Source organism: Methylorubrum suomiense, from assembly GCF_022179765.1.
Lineage (GTDB): Bacteria > Pseudomonadota > Alphaproteobacteria > Rhizobiales > Beijerinckiaceae > Methylobacterium > Methylobacterium suomiense.
Map to the genome: position 1 here is coordinate 270777 of NZ_BPRE01000004.1, position 18190 is coordinate 288966.

Below are 18190 nucleotides of genomic sequence, written 5' to 3' on the forward strand. Positions count from 1 at the left end.
TCTCCTGAACACGATGGATGGCGACGCGCGGATGCGTGTCACCGTGCCGGCGCGAGCGCCGGCGGCATCGGGTTCAGGCTCGGGGTGGCTCGGGTAGCGGTGGCCCGTGCAGGCTGGCGAAGGACGCCGTGTCGGGCCAAGCCGGTGCCGCACGCGTCGCGCTTGGCGCCGCGATGGTGATCGCGATCGGCAGCAGAGAGGCGACGCTGGCGAGGCAGAGCGCCATCAACGGGCAGCCCGACTTGGCGCAGTCCGGCTTGTCCGCCTTCTCCGGCGGGCAGCAGGGCATGTCGTCCATGTTCATGCCGCCCATGTCCATGCCGGCATGGTCCATGGCGGGCATCGGCTCGTGCGAGCCGCGGGCCTGAACCGTCGCGAACGCGTGCATGCCCGCGGCGGCCGCGGAGGCGGTCACCGGCGTCAGGGCTAGGCTGAGAACCGCCAGGAGCGGAAGCAGCCGCCAGAGGGCGAGCCAGAACGTCACGAATCGACGATGCCAGTTTTTAGGGTAAGCATAAAGCCTTCCGGCCTCCCGCACGTAGCAGTTGGCCCGGATAAGGCTTTCCACGATGGGAAGGTCAACCCTGTGAGGGTAGCCTGCCTTACGGTCGTCGAGAATCACGCCCTAGGGGACTATGCGTCGCCCGATCGGCTCTGCGTTAGATGGCTAGATCATGGAGCGGATGCGGGCGGCCATCGTGTCGACGGCGAATGGCTTGGTCAAGACCGCCATGCCCGGTACGAGATGCTTGTTTTCGAGAATCTAATTCGCGGCGTAGCCGGTGGTGAACGGCACCTTCAGGTCGGGCCGGGAGACACGACCCACATTGTCCATGTGTCCGCCGTCAGCGCTCGTGAGACGGATTGAGGCCCCTGCACGAACGGAGGATGGCTGGTTCATCGTAGCCCCAGGAGCGAAGATGAAACAGTCATCCAGGCTGGTGAAAAAGCCGGCAGAGACCGTGCTCAAGGACATCCGCCGGGCCACGCGCCGGCAGTTATCGGCGGAGGAGAAGATCCGCATCGTGCTGGAGGGCCTGCGCGGTGAGGACAGCATCGCCGGACTGTGTCGGCGCGAGAGCATCGTCTCGTCAATGTACTACGGCCGGTCCATGGAGTTCCTGGAAACTGGCAAGCGGCGGCTTGCCGGCGACACGCCCGTGCCGCAACTGCGGATGAGGTCAAGGACCTGCGCCGCGAGGCGGGCGCGCTGAAGGAGGTCGTGGCCGACCTCGTTCTGGAGAACCGCCTGCTCAAAGAAATGCATGAGCGGGGCTATGGACGACGAGGCATGAGGTATCCGGATTTCGCTGCCCCTGGGTTTGGCGAGCCCGGCGCATAAGCGGTCCGGAAGTCCCGGTGGTTCGCCAACGCCAACGGCCTATAGGGACCTTTCCCATCACATTGGGTCACCTCGGCCAGATCGAATCTTTCCCTGACGCTCGGGTGGACCAGGGCATCCTCCGGGATCTCCCGGACCTTCACCGGCCATCCCAGCCATCCCATGCGACGGGACAGCCAGCGGGGAAGGATGCCGGCGATGGAGTCGTGCATGCCGGCGACCTCGCAGTGCTGCATACCATCGGACGCCGGATGCAGGTGCAGCCGGCCGGTACCGGGCTCTCCGGACACCATCCCGTCGACCCGAAGCGGATCCGGGATCTTGGTGGCCTGCTCCACCATCCACTGCAAGGCGACGTCGGACAGCCGGCTCTCGGCTTCGGGGTAGCTGCCGCCGATGTCGGAGTGGTTGCCGGCGAACCACATCTGGATGAGCGGATCAGGCTCGCCCTGGACCTTTTTCCGCACCCCGTCCCGGCTGCCCCACCTGACCCGCGGGAAGTCGGCGCGGGTCTCGTCGATGGAGAGGGCATGCCGGGCATAGCCGACATGGCCGCTCAGCAGTTGGTCGTAGTTCCCGGAGCGCCATTGCGCGATGTGCCAGCGCGCCTTCCCGTTCACCGGTGAGTCGGTGATGGTCTTGACCGCTGTCGGCAGCCAACGCCAGAGGACGAACGCCGCAGTGAGCGAGAGGGTGGCCAGGAACGGGCGCCAGTAGCCGGTGCCGAACGCTAGGTCGGACAGGACGGCGGGCACGGCTGCAACCAGCACGGCCAGGATCGTCAGGCCGGCCGCGATGCCCCACCACTTGGGTCCGGTCGCGCCGAGCGAGGCGACGGTGTCGAACACGCCGATGAAGTGCGGTGCCACGTTCGAGGAAAGGTCGTCACCCGACCTGTACTTGCGCCGGAATCGCCTCGCCAACTCGAACCGGTCCTTCTCGTAGTCGCCGCCCCGCGGTGAACCCGCGCCGTACTCATAGACCTTGATCACCGCCTCATCCGCGATGTCCCGCGTCGCCTTGCGGAAGCGTGGAAGGTCTCCGCCCGGCACTTTCGTCGGGACGCCGCACAGGAACAGAACGTTGGCCACGCAACGGGCCGTGTAGGCCCCTCGGCTGAAGCCGATCAGGTAGATGCGGTCGCCGGGCTCGTAGTGGTTGATGACGAACTCGTAGCAGTCGGCGATGTTCTTCGTGATGCCCAGGCCGGTCACCGAGGACAGCAGCTTCTGCAGTCGGCGGTAGGCACCGACGAAACCCGGGGCCGAGCCGTCCGTGCCGAGGCCGGCGTCGTAGAAGGCGACCTGCTCGCGCGGGTCAATGCCGCTGTCCGGCCCGACCCGGCAGACGCGGTAGAGCTTGTAGACGTTGCTGAGGCGCTGTTCCTCGCGGAGGCCACCTTCCTGGCCGGTGCCATCCGAGAAGACCACGATGTTCTTGGCCACGCCCCCCTCCTGCAGCCGGGATGGTCCTGGAATGGAACCCATCTTGCGAGGCTGGATCGCGTCCGACGCCCAGTCAGACCCGTTAAGCCCAGCTTCGAGAGTCGCAACCGCTAGGTTCTTTGTTTGTTCCCAATCTGAAACCAGAGTGTACGCGGTGACGGAGGCCATGGCCTCCGAGCAGGAAGCCCGGCGGGCGAAGTCGCGCCCTGCACGCGAACAACCTCACCCCTGACACTAAGGCGGCCGGAATGGCGGCCGGGACCTAACCCCCTACCGGCGGCCGGCCCCGCCGGTGCCCGGATTTGAACCTCGCTCACCGGACCGAACGGTTGGGGCGGATACATCCAAGGACTTTCGTCGGGGCGCCACTCGTTGAGCGCCAAAAAGCTCATGGTCTGCCCGCGTGGATGTGCTATGCACCCCGTATCATGTCGGCCACCCGGTCCTTTTGGCGTTCGTTGCTCACGGTCTTCCAGATCGTGTCGCTTGCCGCCTTTTCGGTGGCGGGTGCTGGACACTCGCACGCGGGGGAGCTTCACGTCGGACACGACACGTCCGTCTCGGTCGGGTACCAAGTGACTGGAGGGCCAGGTCAGGTTGACGACATGGTGGGCCATGCCGACCGAAGCGCCGAAGAGTCGGTGGCTGGTCCTTGCGGCCTTTGCTGCCCAGCGTCGTTCGCGCGCTGGGACTGCTTGACCGTCGTGGTTGCCTGGAAGCCCGAGCGAACGTTGGCTGGCGTCCGCAAAGTCACGTTCGACAGCGTGGTTCCTGAGACGCTTCCTAAACCCCCTCGAACCTTCGCCTGAGGTCCGCGCTCCAACGCGCGCCCTGAGCGGCTGTCCGTGAACGACAGCCGCCAGCCTCCTTTACGCGAAGGCTCGATCATCCCATGCGTGTTCTCTACGCCTCCGCCCTGCGGACGGCTCTCCTGGCGTTTGGCCTCTGGGCCGGTGCGCCGACGCTCGCCGTCGCCCATGAGGGGCACGACCACGGCAACGAGGCGCAGGCTCCGGCGGCGGCTACAGCGCCGCGCAGTACGTCGAGCACCGACGCGCTCGAATTGGTCGCCATCGTCCGAAGCGGCCGCTTGGCCGTGTTCCTCGACCGTGTGGGCACCAACGAGCCTGTGACGGACGCCGTCGTCCGAGCCGAGACGCCGGACGGCTCCGTCACCGCCTCGCCCATGCCGGACGGCAGCTACGCGGTCGATGCACATTGGAGCCTGCACCCCGGCGAGCACGAGGTGCTCTTCACCGTGACCGCGGCAGGCTCAACCGACATGTTTCCGGTTACGTTGACGGTGCGGGAGGCACCGCCGCCGAAGTCTGAGGCGGGTGTCTCCGCGTGGGCATCCGGCCTCGCCGCGGCCCACGACTTTCAGCGCCACCTGAAGGAGGCCGACCCGCTGCCGCTGGCCATCGGCGGCACCGGCTTCCTTCTCGGCATCGCGGTCACGCTCCTGATGAAGGGGCGCCGTTACTTGCCGGCCACTGCCCTCGTCGCCCTCATCGTCGCCCTCGCGTTCGCGCCGCGCGCCTTCGCGGGCGAGGGGCACGGTCACGGGAGTGCCCCCGGATCGCAAACCACCATCATGGCCGCCCCGGCGCCGGGGGGACAGGACTTGGCGCGACGTCAACCGGACGGGTCGATCTTCGTGCCCAAGCCCACCCAGAGGGTACTGGCCGTGCGCACGGTGGTGACATCCTCCGACATCATGCGCCGCACCGTCGAGCTGCCGGGGCGCATCGTGCCCGATCCGAGTGCCAGCGGGGTCGTGCAGTCCTCGGTCGGCGGCCGGCTCTCGCCGCCGGAATCCGGGATCTTCCCGCGGCTCGGCACGCGGGTGCGCAAGGGCGAGGTGCTGGCCTACGTCACGCCGCCGGTGCAGGCGGTCGACGCCTCCGACATGCGCCAACGCCAGGGCGAACTCGACCAGCAGATCGCAGTCACCGAGCGACGGGTCGAACGTTACCGCAAGCTCGCACCGGGCGGCGCCGTATCGCAGGTGCAACTGGAGGACGCCCAGGCCGAGCTGAAGGGTCTGCTCGACCGCCGCGCCGCCCTCGACACAATCCGCCAGCAGCCCGAAGCACTCAAGGCGCCGGTCGACGGCGTGATCGCCGAGGCGACCGCCGTGGCCGGGCAGATGGCGAGCCCCGGCGTGCAGGTGTTCCAGATCGTCGACCCGACCCGCCTCTGGGTCGAGGCGCTGAGCTTCGACGCCCTCACCGGCGGCCAGCACGCCACCGCCCGCCTTGCCGACGGTCGCATGCTGCGCCTCGCCTACATGGGCGCAGGGCTCGCCGACCGCAGCCAAGCCGTGCCGATGCACTTCGCCGTCGAAGGCGCGCCGTCGGAATTGCGGACCGGGCAGTTCGTCACCGTGCTGGCCGCAACCGACGCACAGCAGAAGGGGTTGGCGCTTCCGCGCATGAGCGTGGTGCGTGGCGGCAACGGCCAAAGCATCGTCTATGAGCACACCGCGCCGGAGCGCTTCGAGCCCCGCGAGGTGCGGGTCGAGCCGCTCGATGCGGGGCAGGTTCTGGTCGTCTCCGGGCTCGCCGCGGGCAAGCGGATCGTGACCCAAGGCGCCGAACTCCTCAACCAGGTCCGCTGAGGAGGCCAACCCGTGTTCACGCTCCTCGTCACGCAATCCCTGCGCAACCGCCTCCTCGTACTGGCGCTCGCCGCGGTGCTCGTCATCTACGGTGCCTTCACCGCGACCAAGCTTCCGGTCGACGTATTCCCGGACCTCAATCGGCCGACGGTGACGATCATGACCGAGGCCGAGGGACTCGCCCCCCAGGAGGTCGAGCAGCTCGTCACGTTCCCGGTCGAGACGCAGATGAACGGCCTGCCGGGCGTGACCCGGGTGCGTTCCGTGTCCGGCGTCGGCCTCTCGGTGATCTACGTCGAGTTCGACTGGGGCACCGACATCTACCGCAACCGCCAGCAGGTCGCCGAGCGCCTCGCGATGGTGCGCCCGCAACTACCCCCAAACGTCAACCCGATGATGGGTCCGGTCTCCTCGATCATGGGCCAGATCGTGATGGTCGCCCTCAACGGCGGCACGGTCTCGCCGATGCAATTGCGGGAACTCGCCGACTTCACCATCCGACCACGCCTGCTCTCGATCCCCGGCGTCGCCCAGGTGATCCCGATGGGCGGCGAGGTGCGCCAGTTCCGCGTCGCGCCCCAGCCGACGGCCCTGCGGGCGCTCGGCGTCACCCACGGCCAACTGGAGACGGCGCTGGCTCAGTTCGGCACCAACACCGGCGGCGGCTTCACCGACCAGTACGCCCGCGAGTACCTGATCCGGAACCTCGGCCGGAGCATGAGCCTCGACGACCTGCGCAACATGGTCGTCGCCACCGTCAACGGCCGACCGATCTACCTGCGGCAGGTGGCCGAGGTCTCCTTCGCGGCCCGGGTGAAGCGGGGTGATGCCGGTTACATGGGCGCGCCCGCGGTCGTGGTCTCGGTCGAGAAGCAGCCGGGCGTCGACACGGTGCGGCTCACCCGCGAGGTCGAGGCGGCCCTCGCGGAGATCACCGCCAGCCTGAACGCCTGCGGCCCCGACGCGGGCAAGGGCAGCTCGGATCGGACGGGTCCGTCCGTGGCCGAACCCGTCGGCGAGGCCTGCGCCTTTCGCGGCGTGCGCGCCGACCAGCTCATCTTCCGGCAGGCGAACTTCATCGAGACCTCGATACGCAACGTCGAGACGGTGCTGATGGAGGCCGTCGTCGTCGTCGCGGTGGTGCTGTTCGCCTTCCTCTTGAACGTGCGCACCACCGCGATCTCGCTCACGGCGATCCCGGTCTCGATCCTGGCGACCGCGGTCGTGTTCCACCTCGCCGGGCTGTCGATCAATACGATGACCCTTGGCGGCCTCGCCATCGCCATCGGCGAACTCGTCGACGACGCGGTGGTCGACGTCGAAAACATTTTTCGGAGACTCGGCGAGAACCGTAAAGCGGGTAACCCCAAAAGCGTCTTCACAGTCGTGGTAGAGGCCTCGAACGAGGTGCGCTCCGGCATCGTCTACGCCACTATGGTGATCGTGCTGGTGTTCGTGCCGCTCTTCGCCCTGTCGGGCATCGAGGGCCGGCTCTTCGCCCCGCTGGGTCAGGCCTACATCGTCTCGATCCTGGCGAGCCTCCTCGTCTCCATCACCCTGACGCCGGTGCTGGCCTACTACCTGCTGCCGGGCCTCAAGCGACTGGAGGAGCATGACAGCCGATTCCTCAAGTGGCTTAAGCGCGGGAACGCCGCCCTGCTGCGCGGCCTGCTCGGGCATGGCCGGCCGGTCATGGCGGTCGCCGGTCTGGCGGTGGCGGCGGCCGGGCTCGCGGCGACCTTCCTGCCACGCACCTTCCTGCCGCCGTTCAACGAGGGCTCGTTCACGGTCAACATGACCTTCAACCCCGGCATCTCGCTGGCCGAGAGCAACCGGATCGGACTGGTGGCGGAACGGCTGCTCCTGGAGATGCAGGACGTGAAGTCCATCGGTCGCCGCACCGGCCGGGCCGAGCTCGACGAGCACGCGGAAGGCGTCCACTCCTCCGACCTTGAGATCGACCTGAAGCCGGGGTCGCGACCCAAGCCCGAACTCGTCACCGACATCCGCGGGCGCCTCGCGGTGCTGCCCGTCAGCGTCAACGTCGGCCAGCCGATCTCGCACCGGCTCGACCACATGCTCTCGGGCGTGCGCGCCGAGATCGCGCTCAAGATCTTCGGCGAGGATCTCGACACCCTGCGCGCGCTCGCCGAGGACACGAGGGCGCGGCTCTCGGACATCCCCGGCCTCGCCGACCTCCAGGTCGAGAAGCAGGTGCTCATCCCCCAGTTGGAAATTCGCGTCGACTATGCCCGCGCGGCCCTCTACGGCGTCCAACCCGCGGCCCTGGTCGAGCAGTTGAGCCGCCTGTCGAACGGGCAGGTGGTCTCGCGGGTGGTGGACGGCTACCGCCGCTTCGACGTGGTGATGCGCCTCTCCGACACGATGCGCACGACCCAGCGCCTCGGCGACCTCCTCATCGAGACCCCGTCCGGCTGGGTGCCGGCCCGCCAGATCGCCGACATCCGCGAGACCGACGGGCCGAACCAGATCCTGCGCGAGAACGCCCGGCGCCGCATCGTCGTGCAGGCCAACACCCAACCCGGCTCCGACATGGGAAAGATCGTCCAGGCCATCCAGGAGAAGGTCGCCGCGGCGAACTTGCCCAACGGGTACGCCACGAGCCTGGAGGGCTCTTTCCAGGCCCAGGCAGAGGCGAGCCGGACCATCGGCCTGCTGTCGCTGCTCTCCCTCGCCCTGGTCTTCGCGCTGCTCTACTCCCGTTACCGCTCGGTCGTCTTCACGCTGATCATCCTAGGCAGCATCCCGCTCGCCCTGATCGGCTCGGTGGCCGCCCTTTGGATAGCCGGGCAGCCACTCTCGGTCGCCTCGATGATCGGCTTCATCACGCTGACCGGCATCGCCACCCGCAACGGCATCCTCAAGATCAGCCACTACCTGAACCTGGCGATCCACGAGGGCATGCCGTTCGGGCGCGACCTCGTCATCCGCGGCAGCTTGGAGCGGCTGGCGCCGGTCCTGATGACGGCGCTCTCGGCGGGCGTCGCCCTGGTGCCGCTGATGATCGGCGCCGACGCGCCGGGCAAGGAGATCCTGCACCCCGTGGCGGTGACGATCTTCGGCGGCCTGATCAGTGCGACGCTGCTCGACACCGTGCTGACCCCGGTGCTGTTCCTGACCTTCGGCCGCAAGCCCCTGGAGCGGCTGCGGGACGAGGCCCGTCACCGCCCCGAGGCTTCACCCGAGGCACCGAGAAGTTCGCCCGTCGAGGCGTTCTGAGACCTTCCCGACCCCCGAGAAAGGACATCGTCATGCGCTCCCCCTTCCGCCTCGCCGTCGTTGCCGTCGCCATCGCCCTCGCGTCGCCCTGCCTCGCCGCCGGCCCGAACGGCGGCCAGACGACGGTCGCCGATGGACATCCCGTCGAGTTCGTCGCGACCGAGACCGGCATCACCTTCTTCGTGACCGGTGAGGACGGCAAGCCGGTCGAGACCGCCGGCCTCTCGGCCAAGGCATTCGTGCAGGTCGGAGGCAAGACGGAGACGCTGACCCTGAAGCCGGGGGCGCCGAACAAGCTCATGGCCGACCTTAAGGCCCCGCTGGCGGCGGGAGCGAAGGTCGTGCTGTCCGCGAAGATGCACGGGCACAACATCCAGGCGCGGTTCGAGAAGCAGTAGGGCCGTCGGTGGGGCGGCCCGTGCGGTTCCTTCCGCGCAGGCCGCCTCGGCCCGGCTACCTCCGGGTCAGGACAAATGGCCCAGGAGCACCAGGAAGCCCAGGAGCAGGAAGCACACCGCCAGCACCTTGACGAGGTCGCGTCCCGCCCGCCTTCTGACGTGCGGACGGGCACGACGCCTGCCGCGCGGCTTGGACTCCCATCTCTCGATTTCCCGGGCCAGCTTCTTGCCTACCATGGCCGCGCCGCCTCAGACGGGAAGGTGCGGGAACTCCGCGGAGAGTGCCTCGTCCTCGACCTGGACGGTGACGTGCTCGATGCCGTGCCGCTCCTTCATTAGGCCCCGCACGGCACGGATCACCGCCGGCCCGCCGGCGACGTCGTCGACCACCACGTGCCCGCTCATCGCGTCGAAGCCCGACGTCAACGTCCAGGCATGCAGGTCGTAGGCGCGGCGCACCCCCGGCATCGCCTCGATCTCGGTCTTCAGGGCGGCGAGGTCCACGCCGGGAGGCGTGCCCTCCAACAGGATGTGAAGGGCTTCGCTCAGCAGTCGCCAGGTCCGGGGTACGATGAACAGGCCTATGCCGGCGCCGATGAGAGGATCGACCCAGGTCCAGCCCGTGCCCATCACCACGAGGGCCGCGAGGATGACGCCGACCGAGCCCAGCATGTCCGAAAAGACTTCGAAGTAGGCGCCCTTCACGTTGAGGCTCTCGGACGAGCCGCCCGACAGCAGCTTCATGCTGGCGAGGTTCACGCCCAGCCCAACCAGCGCCACCAGCATCATCGGCCAGCCGAGGATCTCGGTCGGCTCCACGAAGCGCCGATAGGCCTCGTAGAGGATGTAGGCGGTGACCCCGAGCAGCACGACGGCGTTGGCGAGCGCCGCGAGGATCTCGAAGCGCATATACCCGAAGCTCTTGCCCGCCGTCGGCGCCTTGGCCGCGTAGTGAATGGCGAGCAACGCCAGGGCGAGGCCGCCGGCGTCCGTGACCATGTGCGCGGCATCCGCCAGGAGCGCGAGGCTGCCGGTGAGCAGGCCGCCGACGACCTCGGCGAACATGTAGGTCAAGGTCAGCCCGAGCGCCCAGGCGAGGCGTCCCTTGTTGCGGGCCGCAGCCGAGCCCGAGGGAATGCCGCCGCCGTGCGAATGCCCATGGCCGCCGCCGTGTGCGTGTCCGTGTCCCATATGCCGATCCCAGGTTTGCGATGATGTGTCCGACCGCGGGTTTCAGGGCGCGATTCCGCCGATCAGGTCGGCCACGTGTGCGCCAGCCGGATGCCCGGCCTCGACGTGGTGCGTCCCGGAACAGGCCTGGTATCCGGGGCCGAACGTCGTCATGACGAGTTCGCGCCGTCCGTCCGCGGTTTCGCGGCTGGCCAGCAGCGCCTGCCCACCGGGCCAGAGTTCCGCATCCGCCGTCGGTCCCGGCTCGGGTTCGCCGTAACGGCGAACGCCTTCGTCGTGGATGGCCCGACGCGCTTTCGCGAGGTCGTCGCCGGAGAGTGGCACGCCGACCCAGACCACCTGCTGCAGCCCCTCGGTCCGGCAGATCACCAGGATGACCTCGGCCGTCCCGGGTCCCGTGGCCGGCCGCCAACCCTGCGGGTAGTACAGGGCCGTCAAGTTCGCCTCGCGGTCGACCTTCAGCGGACGGGGCACTTCGGAGAGCGGTCCCCACGCAAGGCCGAACGGCGCCTCGCCCGCATCGGCGGCGAGGGCCGGGACGACCGCGAATGCGGCCGCGTGAAGGACGCGCAGGTGCCACCTCATCGCTCGGTCTCCCGTCGGACCCGGTTCCTAGGACGCGGGTCCACGCAGTCGGTGGTAGAGGGCACGAACCGCGTCCGAGTAATCGGTGGCCGGATTGGCCGCGCAGAACGTGCGTAGGAAGTCCGCCTGGGCGGCCAAGGGCATGGAGGGCGGCGCGAGGTCCAAGCCCTCGTCGACCCCGTCCGGCGCCCGGATCAGCGCGCCGCTCATGAACCCCTGCGCCCAGGCGAAGTAGTCGCGCTCCATGGCTGGCTGCGCCGCGGCATCCGCGCCGAACCGGGCACAGGAGGCGGCACCGATGCCGACGATCTTGGTCGGCTCGGCCTGAACGGCCATGGTCAAGCCGAACCACACGAGCATGCCCGACCGGACCCTTCCCATCGGGGCTACTCCGCCGCCTTGAGTTGGCGAGGAACCGACGGCGCCGGGCGCTCAGCCGCTGCCGTGGTCTCGACCCTGCCGAAGCGCGCGTACAGGGCCGGCAGGACGACCAAGGTCAGCAAGGTGGCGCTGATCAGGCCACCGATGACCACGGTCGCGAGCGGCCGCTGGATCTCGGCGCCGGTTTCCGTGGCGATGGCCATCGGCACGAAGCCGAGCGAGGCGACGAGCGCCGTCATCGCCACCGGCCGCAGCCGGATCATGGCGCCTTCGAGGATGGCCTCGCGCTTGGGCCGTCCCTCGGCGACGAGTTGCTTGATGAAGGTCAGCATCACGAGGCCGTTCAGCACCGCCACGCCCGAGAGCGCGATGAACCCGACCGCCGCCGGCACCGAGATGGGCATGCCCCGCAGCCACAGCGCCGCGATGCCGCCGGTCAGGGCCAGGGGCACCGCGCTGAACACCAGCAGGGCGTCCCGGGGCGAGCCCAGCGCCGAGTAGAGCAGCAGGAAGATGAGGAAGAAGCAGACCGGCACCACGATCATGAGACGTTGCTTGGCGGAGGCGAGGTTCTCGAACTGGCCACCCCAGGTGACGTAGTAACCGGACGGAAGCTGGACCTGTGCGGCGACCTTTCCTTGCGCCTCCGCCACCAGCGAGCCGATGTCGCGGCCGCGCACGTTGGCCGTCACCACGACCCGACGCTTGCCGTTCTCGCGCGAGATCTGGTTCGGCCCCTCGGTCACCGAGAACGACGCCACCTGCTTGAGCAGGACCGAACTCGCCCGTCCGTTCAGCCCCGGAGGAAGCGGCACCGGGATGTTCTCCAATGCCTCGCGGTCCTCGCGCACCTTGTCGTTCAGGCGCACGACGATGGGGAAGCGCCGGTCGCCCTCGAACACCACGCCGGCATCCTTGCCGCCGATGGCCGCGCCGATGACCTCCTGGATGGCGCCGACGCTGAGCCCGTAGCGGGCGGCCTCGGCCTTGTTGATCTTGATTTCCAGGAACGGCAGGCCGGCGGTCTGCTCGACCTTGACGTCCTCGGCCCCGGTGATGCCGCGCAGCACCTGGGCGACCTGATTGGCCGCCTTGAGCATCGGCTCGAACTCCTCGCCGAACACCTTCACGGCGAGGTCGCCGCGGGTGCCGGCCAAGAGCTCGTTGAAACGCAGCTGGATCGGCTGGGAGAACTCGTAGACGTTGCCGGCGAGTTCGCCGACCGCCTTCTCGATCTGCTCCTGCAGGTCCGCCTTGGACAGGCTCGGGTCGGGCCATTCCTCCTGAGGCTTCAGGATGACGAAAGTGTCCGACGAGTTCGGCGGCATCGGGTCCGATGCGACCTCCGCCGTGCCGGTTTTCGAGAAGACGTAGGCAACCTGCGGGAATTTTGACACGGCCTGCTCGACCTTCAGCTGCATCGCTTGGGACTGGGTCAGCGAGGTCGAGGGGATGCGTGTGGCGTTGAGCGCGATGCTTTTCTCGTCGAGCTGCGGGATGAACTCGGTGCCCAGGCGTGTGGAGAGGATTCCCGCACCGACGAGGAGCAGGAGCGCTCCGACGACGAAGGCGACGGGCGCGCGGACCGCAGCGGCCAGCACCGGGCGGTAGGCTGCCTTGAACGCACGGATGATGAAGTTGTCTTCCTCGGTGACCTTGCCGGTGATGACGATGGAAATCAGGGCGGGCACGAAAGTCAGCGAGAGGACGAAGGCGGCCACGAGCGCGATGATGACTGTCAGCGCCATCGGCTCGAACATCTTGCCCTCCACCCCGGTGAAGGTCAGGAGCGGGACGTAGACCAGGATGATGATGGCCTGCCCGTAGAGGGAGGGCTTGATCATCTCCTCGGCCGAGGCCCGCACCGTCTGCAGGCGCTCCTCGGTGTCGAGGCTCCGCCCGAGTTCGTGCTGCTTCTCGGCGAGGTGCCGCAGGGCGTTCTCGGTGATGATGACCGCCCCGTCGACGATCAGGCCGAAGTCGAGCGCGCCGAGGCTCATCAGGTTGGCCGAGATCTTCGCCTCGACCATCCCGGTCATGGTCATCAGCATGGCGACCGGGATGACGAGCGCCGTGATGATGGCCGCGCGGATGTTGCCGAGCAGCAGGAACAGGATGACGATGACGAGGGCGGCGCCCTCGGACAGGTTCTTGGCCACGGTCTTGATGGTGGCTTCGACGAGGCGGGTACGGTCGAGGACGGTCTGCACCTCGACCCCCGGCGGCAGCGACTTGCGGATCTGCTCCATGCGTGCGTCGACCGCGGCGGCGACCTTACGGCTGTTGTCTCCGATCAACATCAGGGCCGTGCCGATCACGACCTCCTGGCCGTTCTCGCTGCCGGAGCCGGTGCGCAAGTCCTTTCCGATGCGGACCTCGGCGATGTCCCGGATGCGCACCGGGACGCCGGCACGGGTGGCGACGACCACGTCGCCGATCTCGTCCATGCTCTCCAGGCGCCCGGCGGCGCGAACGACGTAGCCCTCGCCGTTGTCCTCCAGGTAGCGGGCGCCCTGGTTGGCGTTGTTCGTCTCCAGGGCGCGGGCGACGTCACCGAAGGACAGGTCGCGGGCGGCGAGCTTCGTTGGGTCCGGCTGGACGTGGTACTGCTTCTCGAAGCCGCCGATGCCGTCGATGCCGGCGACCCCCGGGACCGTCTTGATCTGTGGGCGGATGATCCAGTCCTGGACCGTGCGCAGGTAGGCGGTCTGCTCCAGTTCCGTCCTGAGGCTCTGACCTTCCGGCGTCAGGTAGCTGCCGTCCGGCTGCCAACCGGGCTTACCCGCGGCCGAGACCTGGCGCTCGCCCGGCTTGGCGTAGTGGATCGACCACATGTAGATCTCGCCCAGGCCGGTCGAGATCGGGCCCATGGCGGGCTCGGCGCCGGGCGGCAGGTCCTGCTTCACCTGCGAGAGGCGTTCGGCGACCTGCTGGCGCGCGAAGTAGATGTCGAGCTTCTCCGCGAAGACGGCGGTGACCTGCGAGAAGCCGTTGCGCGAGAGCGAGCGGGTGTATTCCAGCCCCTTGATGCCCGCGAGCGCGGTCTCGACCGGGTAGGTGACCTGCTTCTCGATGTCGACGGGCGAGAGCGAGGGCGCGGTCGTGTTGATCTGGACCTGGTTGTTGGTGATGTCCGGGACGGCGTCGATGGGCAGCTTGGTCACGGCATAGCCACCGAATCCGGCCGCCAGCAGCGACAGCAGCAGCACGAGCCAGCGCTGGTGGACGGAGAAGTCGAGGATCTTCGAAATCATGGCCCGTCCCCTCAATGCGCGTGGTCGGCTTCGCTCTTTCCGAGCTCGGCCTTGAGGAGGAAGGTGTTGCCGACGGCGATGGCCTCGCCGGGCTTGAGACCCGAGGCGACCTCGTAGGCGTCGTCGTCGGAGCGCCCGAGTTCGACCTCGCGCTTCTCGAAGCCCTCGTCTGTGCGGACGAAGACGACGCGCTTGCCCTCGACGGTCTGGAGGGCCGCCTTGGGCACGCTCACCGGAACGGCATCCCGCGAGATCTCGACCTCGGCGGTGACGTAGGTGCCCGGACGCCAGGCCATGTCCTTGTTCGGCAGGGCGACGATGACCTTGGCGGCACGCGTGTCGGCGGTGAGGAAAGGACTGACGAAGACGACCTTGCCCTTCTCGTGCTGCACGCCGCCCTCCTGGCCCGGCGCGACCGTGACGGACGCGCCTTCCTTGACCTTGGCGAGTTCCGAGGTCGGAACGGCAAGTTCGATCCACACCGTTGAGAGGTCGGCGACGGTGTAGAGGTCGGAAGGGTCGCCTTCCTTGCCCACCGCGGTGCCGACGTCGACCTTTCGCTCGACGATGCGCCCCGACATCGGCGAGCGCAGTTCGTACTGGCGCAGGCTCGACAGGTTCGGGGTGGTCTCGTCGCGCTTGGCCAGCTTGGCCACCGCCGTCGCGTCGAGCCCCAGCGCCGACAGCTTCTGCCGCGCCAGATCCTGGCGCAGCGTCGCCTCGGAATAGACCGCCTTGGCATTCAAGAAGGCGCTCTCGGCCGAGATCCGCTTGTCCCAGAGCGCCTGCTGCCGTTCGAAATTGGTCTTCTCCAGGTCGGCCTTCACCGAGGCGGTGAGGTACTCGCTCTTGGAGTCCGCGACCTCGCGGCTATCCAGGACGGCAACGACCTCGTCCTTCTTGACGGCGTCGCCCAGGCGCTTGCGCATCTCGGCGACGGTGCCGACGACCCGGGCAGGGACCCGCGCGATCCGGTCGGTGTCGGGCGTGATCGTACCGGGCACCAGGATATGGCGAGACAGCATGGCGCCCTCGGCTTTGGCCACCTTGATGTCCTGGTTCTCGATCTGCTCGGCGGTCATTTTGACATGACCTTCCTCGCCTTCGGCCTCGGAGTGGTCATGCTCGCCTTGGGTCTGCTCGGCCCCGGGCTTACTGGCCGGCTTGCCGTGACCGTGACCGTGTCCGTCGCCCGCGGCGTGGCCCGCCTCGCCGGGGGAAGCCTCGGCGGAATTCGCGGCGGTGGGGCCGCTGGCGAGGTTGAAGACGGTCGGCGGCAGGCCAGCCGATATCAACAGCCCCTGGACGAAGCCGGAGACGGCGGGAACCGCAGCGCCCACGAGGACGCCGACGGCCAGGATGAGGGCGGTCAGGATGATGCGCATGATGCCTGCTCGGGCGTGCCGGAAGCCGATGACGGACATGCCGGACAATCGCGGTCGGTGACGTGAGGAGACGGCTCGGGTCGGTCGGACCCGGGTTCGTGACGCGCCGCCTTCGCGGCGTCACCTCAGGCGCGCGGCGGCCTTGGCAGGCGGTCGGGAGAGACCGAGGGCATCCTCTCGGACAATCTGGCGTAGGAGGGGCGCGTTCCGTCGGGGAGCGGGGCATCGCCGGCGACGGTCGTGCTCAAGGCGACGTGGCAACCGCAATGGACGTGGTCGGCTGACCCGGGGTCGGAGGCATGATCCAGGCCAGACACCGTATGCGGGACGAGCGAGAGTTCGCTCCTGTCATGGCCTTGACGGCCCTGGTGAGAGACAAGGTCGTCCATGAGACCGGCGCCGGGCATCGCGATGGCCAGCGCCAGGACGAGCGCGAGGGCGGCGGTTGCCCACCACCCCGTCATCGCTCCGAAGCTCATATGGCGCCGCGCCGAAGTCATCACCGTCCTTATCTGCGATTCCGAGGCTGTGTCGCAAGCTGCGGTCGCCCGTTGTGGTGAAGGCTTCCCTGGTCGGAGGATACTGAATGGTCGCTTCACGCCCCGTTCAAAGCCGTCGGCAGAGCCTTGTGCGACCAGCAAGGAATTTTCGTCCATGAAACGTCGCTTGATCACCCTGACGACCGCTGCCCTCGCATCGGTCCCCATGACCGCGTCGGCCCAACATTACGGCTACGGACCACCTCCCCACCATCATGAGGAGGTGCGCCGCCACCATCACGGCGACCACGACCACGTGGAGGTTCGTCGCCATCATCACGACGACCGGGACGAGAACCGCCACGGCTTTGAGCGCCACGATCACCGCGAGTTCGACGACTGAACGTTTCGGTCGACCGAACCAAGGCGGACGCCCGCCCCGACTTGCGTCGAGGCGGGCGTTTCCACGATGCGTGAGGGGGCTGTATCGCACCGTGAAAAGTCGTCCGGGCAAGGGGACGCCGCGAGCGCGTAGCCGAGGCCCGTTGCCAGGAGCGCGAAGACGACGAGCAGGGGCAGCAATCGCATCGCGCGTCTCCCGCTCATCGTGTCACCTCGTGGGAAGCTTACTTCTTGCCGGGCTTATCCTGGCTGTGCCCGTGCGCGTGGCCGTCGCCTTCGCGGTGCGCGGGCTTGCCGTCCGGGCCTTTCTCCTGCGCCTCCCGCACCCGCGGATCGTCACGGTGGGCGGGTCCGCCGGAGACGTCGCCCGAGTTCGGGACGCTGCGCTCCGGATTGGAGGCGTTGCCGTGCCCGTCGACCGCGAGGGCGGGCGTGGCCGCTCCGGCCAGCATCGCGGCGGTGAGAACGGCGGCAAGCGTACGCTTCATCGATCTGTATCCCTTCCATCGGCCACATCGGCCGCTTGAGGAGTGGAGATAGCCGACCCGTTTGACTGCCGTTCGCCGCGTTCGTGACGAAGTGTGTCAGGCGCGCGTGCCGACACACTTCGTCAAGGTCGAGCAAAGCCTCGGCCATGGGGTCGACGTATCCCTACCGGCTCCCCGCAGGACCGGACGCCGGGTCGAACGCGACCCCGGCGAGATCCGACGCGGCAGCGACAGGTGGCCAAGTGGACAGATCTTTCCCGTCGAGACCCGAGACCCGCGTGCCCCTGGCCGTCGCGCTGGCATTCCTGGCGGGTTCGGCCGACTCGATAGGCTTCCTGGAACACTCTCAACTGTTCATGTCGTTCATGAGTGGGAACACGACCCGGTTCGGCGTCGCGGCCAGTTCCTTCGATTGGTCGGGCGTCACCAGGTTCGGCAGCACCATCGCGCTGTTCTGCTTCGGTGCGTTCGCCGGCACCCTTGTTGCGGCTTGGGCTGGGCGGTGGCGTCTTTCGGTCCTGCTCGGCGCGCAGGCCGTCCTGCTGTCCATCGGCAACCTCCTGCCGGAAGCTTCCGATGCGTTTCCTCTTCATGCCTATCCCGTCGTCCTTGCCCTCGGCATGCTGAATGCGACGCTGCAGGATGAGGCCGGGCGGAGCCTCGCCCTGACCTACGTCACCGGAACCGTCGTACGTTTCGGGACCGGTTTGGCGAACATGGTCCTGCACAAGCCCGCGCCGTCGTTCTGGCTCCAGGCACCGCTTTGGGCGGGCCTGACGCTTGGCGCGGTCGCCGGCGGCTTCATCCAGAAGGCCCTTGGTCCCGATGCCTTCCTCGTTCCGGCGGCCCTGTCCGCGTCGCTGGCTGTCGCAGGCATCATCCTCACGGTGGCACTGCCTGGGAGCGGCTATGTCTCGAACGAGCGGTCGGCGCAGCCGGACGCGCACCCCGACGCACCGGCGACCGCCCGGTAGGCCGCG

14 protein-coding genes and 2 pseudogenes are annotated in these 18190 nt (G+C 68.2%); 6 read left to right on the forward strand and 10 right to left on the reverse strand.

The window, feature by feature from the left end; all coding sequences use genetic code 11:
- Positions 1–73 precede the first annotated feature (73 nt).
- Positions 74–484 carry a hypothetical protein gene (locus tag MFF26_RS08440; protein WP_166060452.1) on the reverse strand — a complete coding sequence of 137 codons (411 nt, stop codon included), beginning with the start codon at positions 482–484 and terminating at the stop codon, positions 74–76.
- A gap of 183 nt (positions 485–667) precedes the next feature.
- Positions 668–820 (reverse strand): annotated as a pseudogene (locus MFF26_RS26710) (response regulator); the annotation flags it as partial.
- 100 nt (positions 821–920) lie between these two features.
- Between MFF26_RS26710 and MFF26_RS08445 the strand changes: the two are divergent.
- Positions 921–1303 (forward strand): annotated as a pseudogene (locus tag MFF26_RS08445) (IS3 family transposase); the annotation flags it as partial.
- On the opposite strand, the gene MFF26_RS08450 reads toward MFF26_RS08445, so the two are convergent.
- Entirely contained in the window at positions 1276–2787 is a 1512-nt protein-coding gene (locus MFF26_RS08450) for a T6SS phospholipase effector Tle1-like catalytic domain-containing protein (RefSeq protein ID WP_166273455.1), read from the reverse strand. The pseudogene MFF26_RS08445 and the gene MFF26_RS08450 sit on opposite strands and share 28 nt — an antisense overlap.
- Positions 2788–3679: 892 nt before the next feature.
- Here MFF26_RS08450 and MFF26_RS08455 point away from each other — a divergent pair.
- From MFF26_RS08455 to MFF26_RS08465, 3 genes are read left to right on the forward strand one after another with little or no spacing between them, the layout of a single operon-like run.
- Positions 3680–5407 (forward strand): efflux RND transporter periplasmic adaptor subunit, encoded by a 1728-nt coding sequence (locus MFF26_RS08455; RefSeq protein WP_166060450.1) that lies wholly within the window; start codon positions 3680–3682, stop codon positions 5405–5407.
- A gap of 12 nt (positions 5408–5419) precedes the next feature.
- Positions 5420–8647, forward strand: coding sequence for an efflux RND transporter permease subunit (locus MFF26_RS08460; protein WP_166060449.1), 3228 nt, complete (start codon positions 5420–5422; stop codon positions 8645–8647).
- A gap of 32 nt (positions 8648–8679) precedes the next feature.
- Entirely contained in the window at positions 8680–9045 is a 366-nt protein-coding gene (locus MFF26_RS08465; RefSeq protein WP_003596849.1) for a hypothetical protein, read from the forward strand.
- 66 nt (positions 9046–9111) lie between these two features.
- Here MFF26_RS08465 and MFF26_RS08470 read toward each other — a convergent pair whose 3' ends face one another.
- From MFF26_RS08470 to MFF26_RS08495, 6 genes are read right to left on the reverse strand one after another with little or no spacing between them, the layout of a single operon-like run.
- Positions 9112–9282: a hypothetical protein gene (locus MFF26_RS08470; RefSeq protein WP_003596848.1), complete on the reverse strand. Its 171-nt coding sequence runs from the start codon at positions 9280–9282 to the stop codon at positions 9112–9114.
- Between the two features lie 12 nt (positions 9283–9294).
- Positions 9295–10236 (reverse strand): cation diffusion facilitator family transporter, encoded by a 942-nt coding sequence (locus MFF26_RS08475; protein ID WP_003596846.1) that lies wholly within the window; start codon positions 10234–10236, stop codon positions 9295–9297.
- A 42-nt stretch (positions 10237–10278) separates the two neighbouring features.
- The gene (locus tag MFF26_RS08480; protein ID WP_003596842.1) at positions 10279–10821 is read right to left on the reverse strand and encodes a hypothetical protein; all 543 of its coding nucleotides are present in this window, start codon (positions 10819–10821) and stop codon (positions 10279–10281) included.
- A 27-nt stretch (positions 10822–10848) separates the two neighbouring features.
- Positions 10849–11202 carry a hypothetical protein gene (locus MFF26_RS08485; protein ID WP_003596841.1) on the reverse strand — a complete coding sequence of 118 codons (354 nt, stop codon included), beginning with the start codon at positions 11200–11202 and terminating at the stop codon, positions 10849–10851.
- A gap of 5 nt (positions 11203–11207) precedes the next feature.
- On the reverse strand, positions 11208–14456 hold the full coding sequence (locus MFF26_RS08490) for an efflux RND transporter permease subunit (RefSeq protein WP_003596840.1): 3249 nt from the start codon (positions 14454–14456) through the stop codon (positions 11208–11210).
- Positions 14457–14467: 11 nt separating this feature from the next.
- Positions 14468–15841, reverse strand: a complete 1374-nt coding sequence (locus MFF26_RS08495) for an efflux RND transporter periplasmic adaptor subunit (RefSeq protein ID WP_003596839.1) — start codon at positions 15839–15841, stop codon at positions 14468–14470.
- Between the two features lie 654 nt (positions 15842–16495).
- Between MFF26_RS08495 and MFF26_RS08500 the strand changes: the two genes are divergently transcribed.
- Positions 16496–16723 carry a hypothetical protein gene (locus MFF26_RS08500; RefSeq protein WP_003596837.1) on the forward strand — a complete coding sequence of 76 codons (228 nt, stop codon included), beginning with the start codon at positions 16496–16498 and terminating at the stop codon, positions 16721–16723.
- Positions 16724–16946: 223 nt separating this feature from the next.
- Here MFF26_RS08500 and MFF26_RS08505 read toward each other — a convergent pair whose 3' ends face one another.
- A complete protein-coding gene (locus MFF26_RS08505) occupies positions 16947–17210 on the reverse strand; it encodes a hypothetical protein (protein WP_003596834.1) in 264 nt (87 codons plus the stop codon).
- 278 nt (positions 17211–17488) lie between these two features.
- Between MFF26_RS08505 and MFF26_RS08510 the strand changes: the two genes are divergently transcribed.
- Positions 17489–18184, forward strand: coding sequence for a YoaK family protein (locus MFF26_RS08510; protein WP_012455875.1), 696 nt, complete (start codon positions 17489–17491; stop codon positions 18182–18184).
- The last annotated feature ends 6 nt before the right edge of the window (positions 18185–18190 follow it).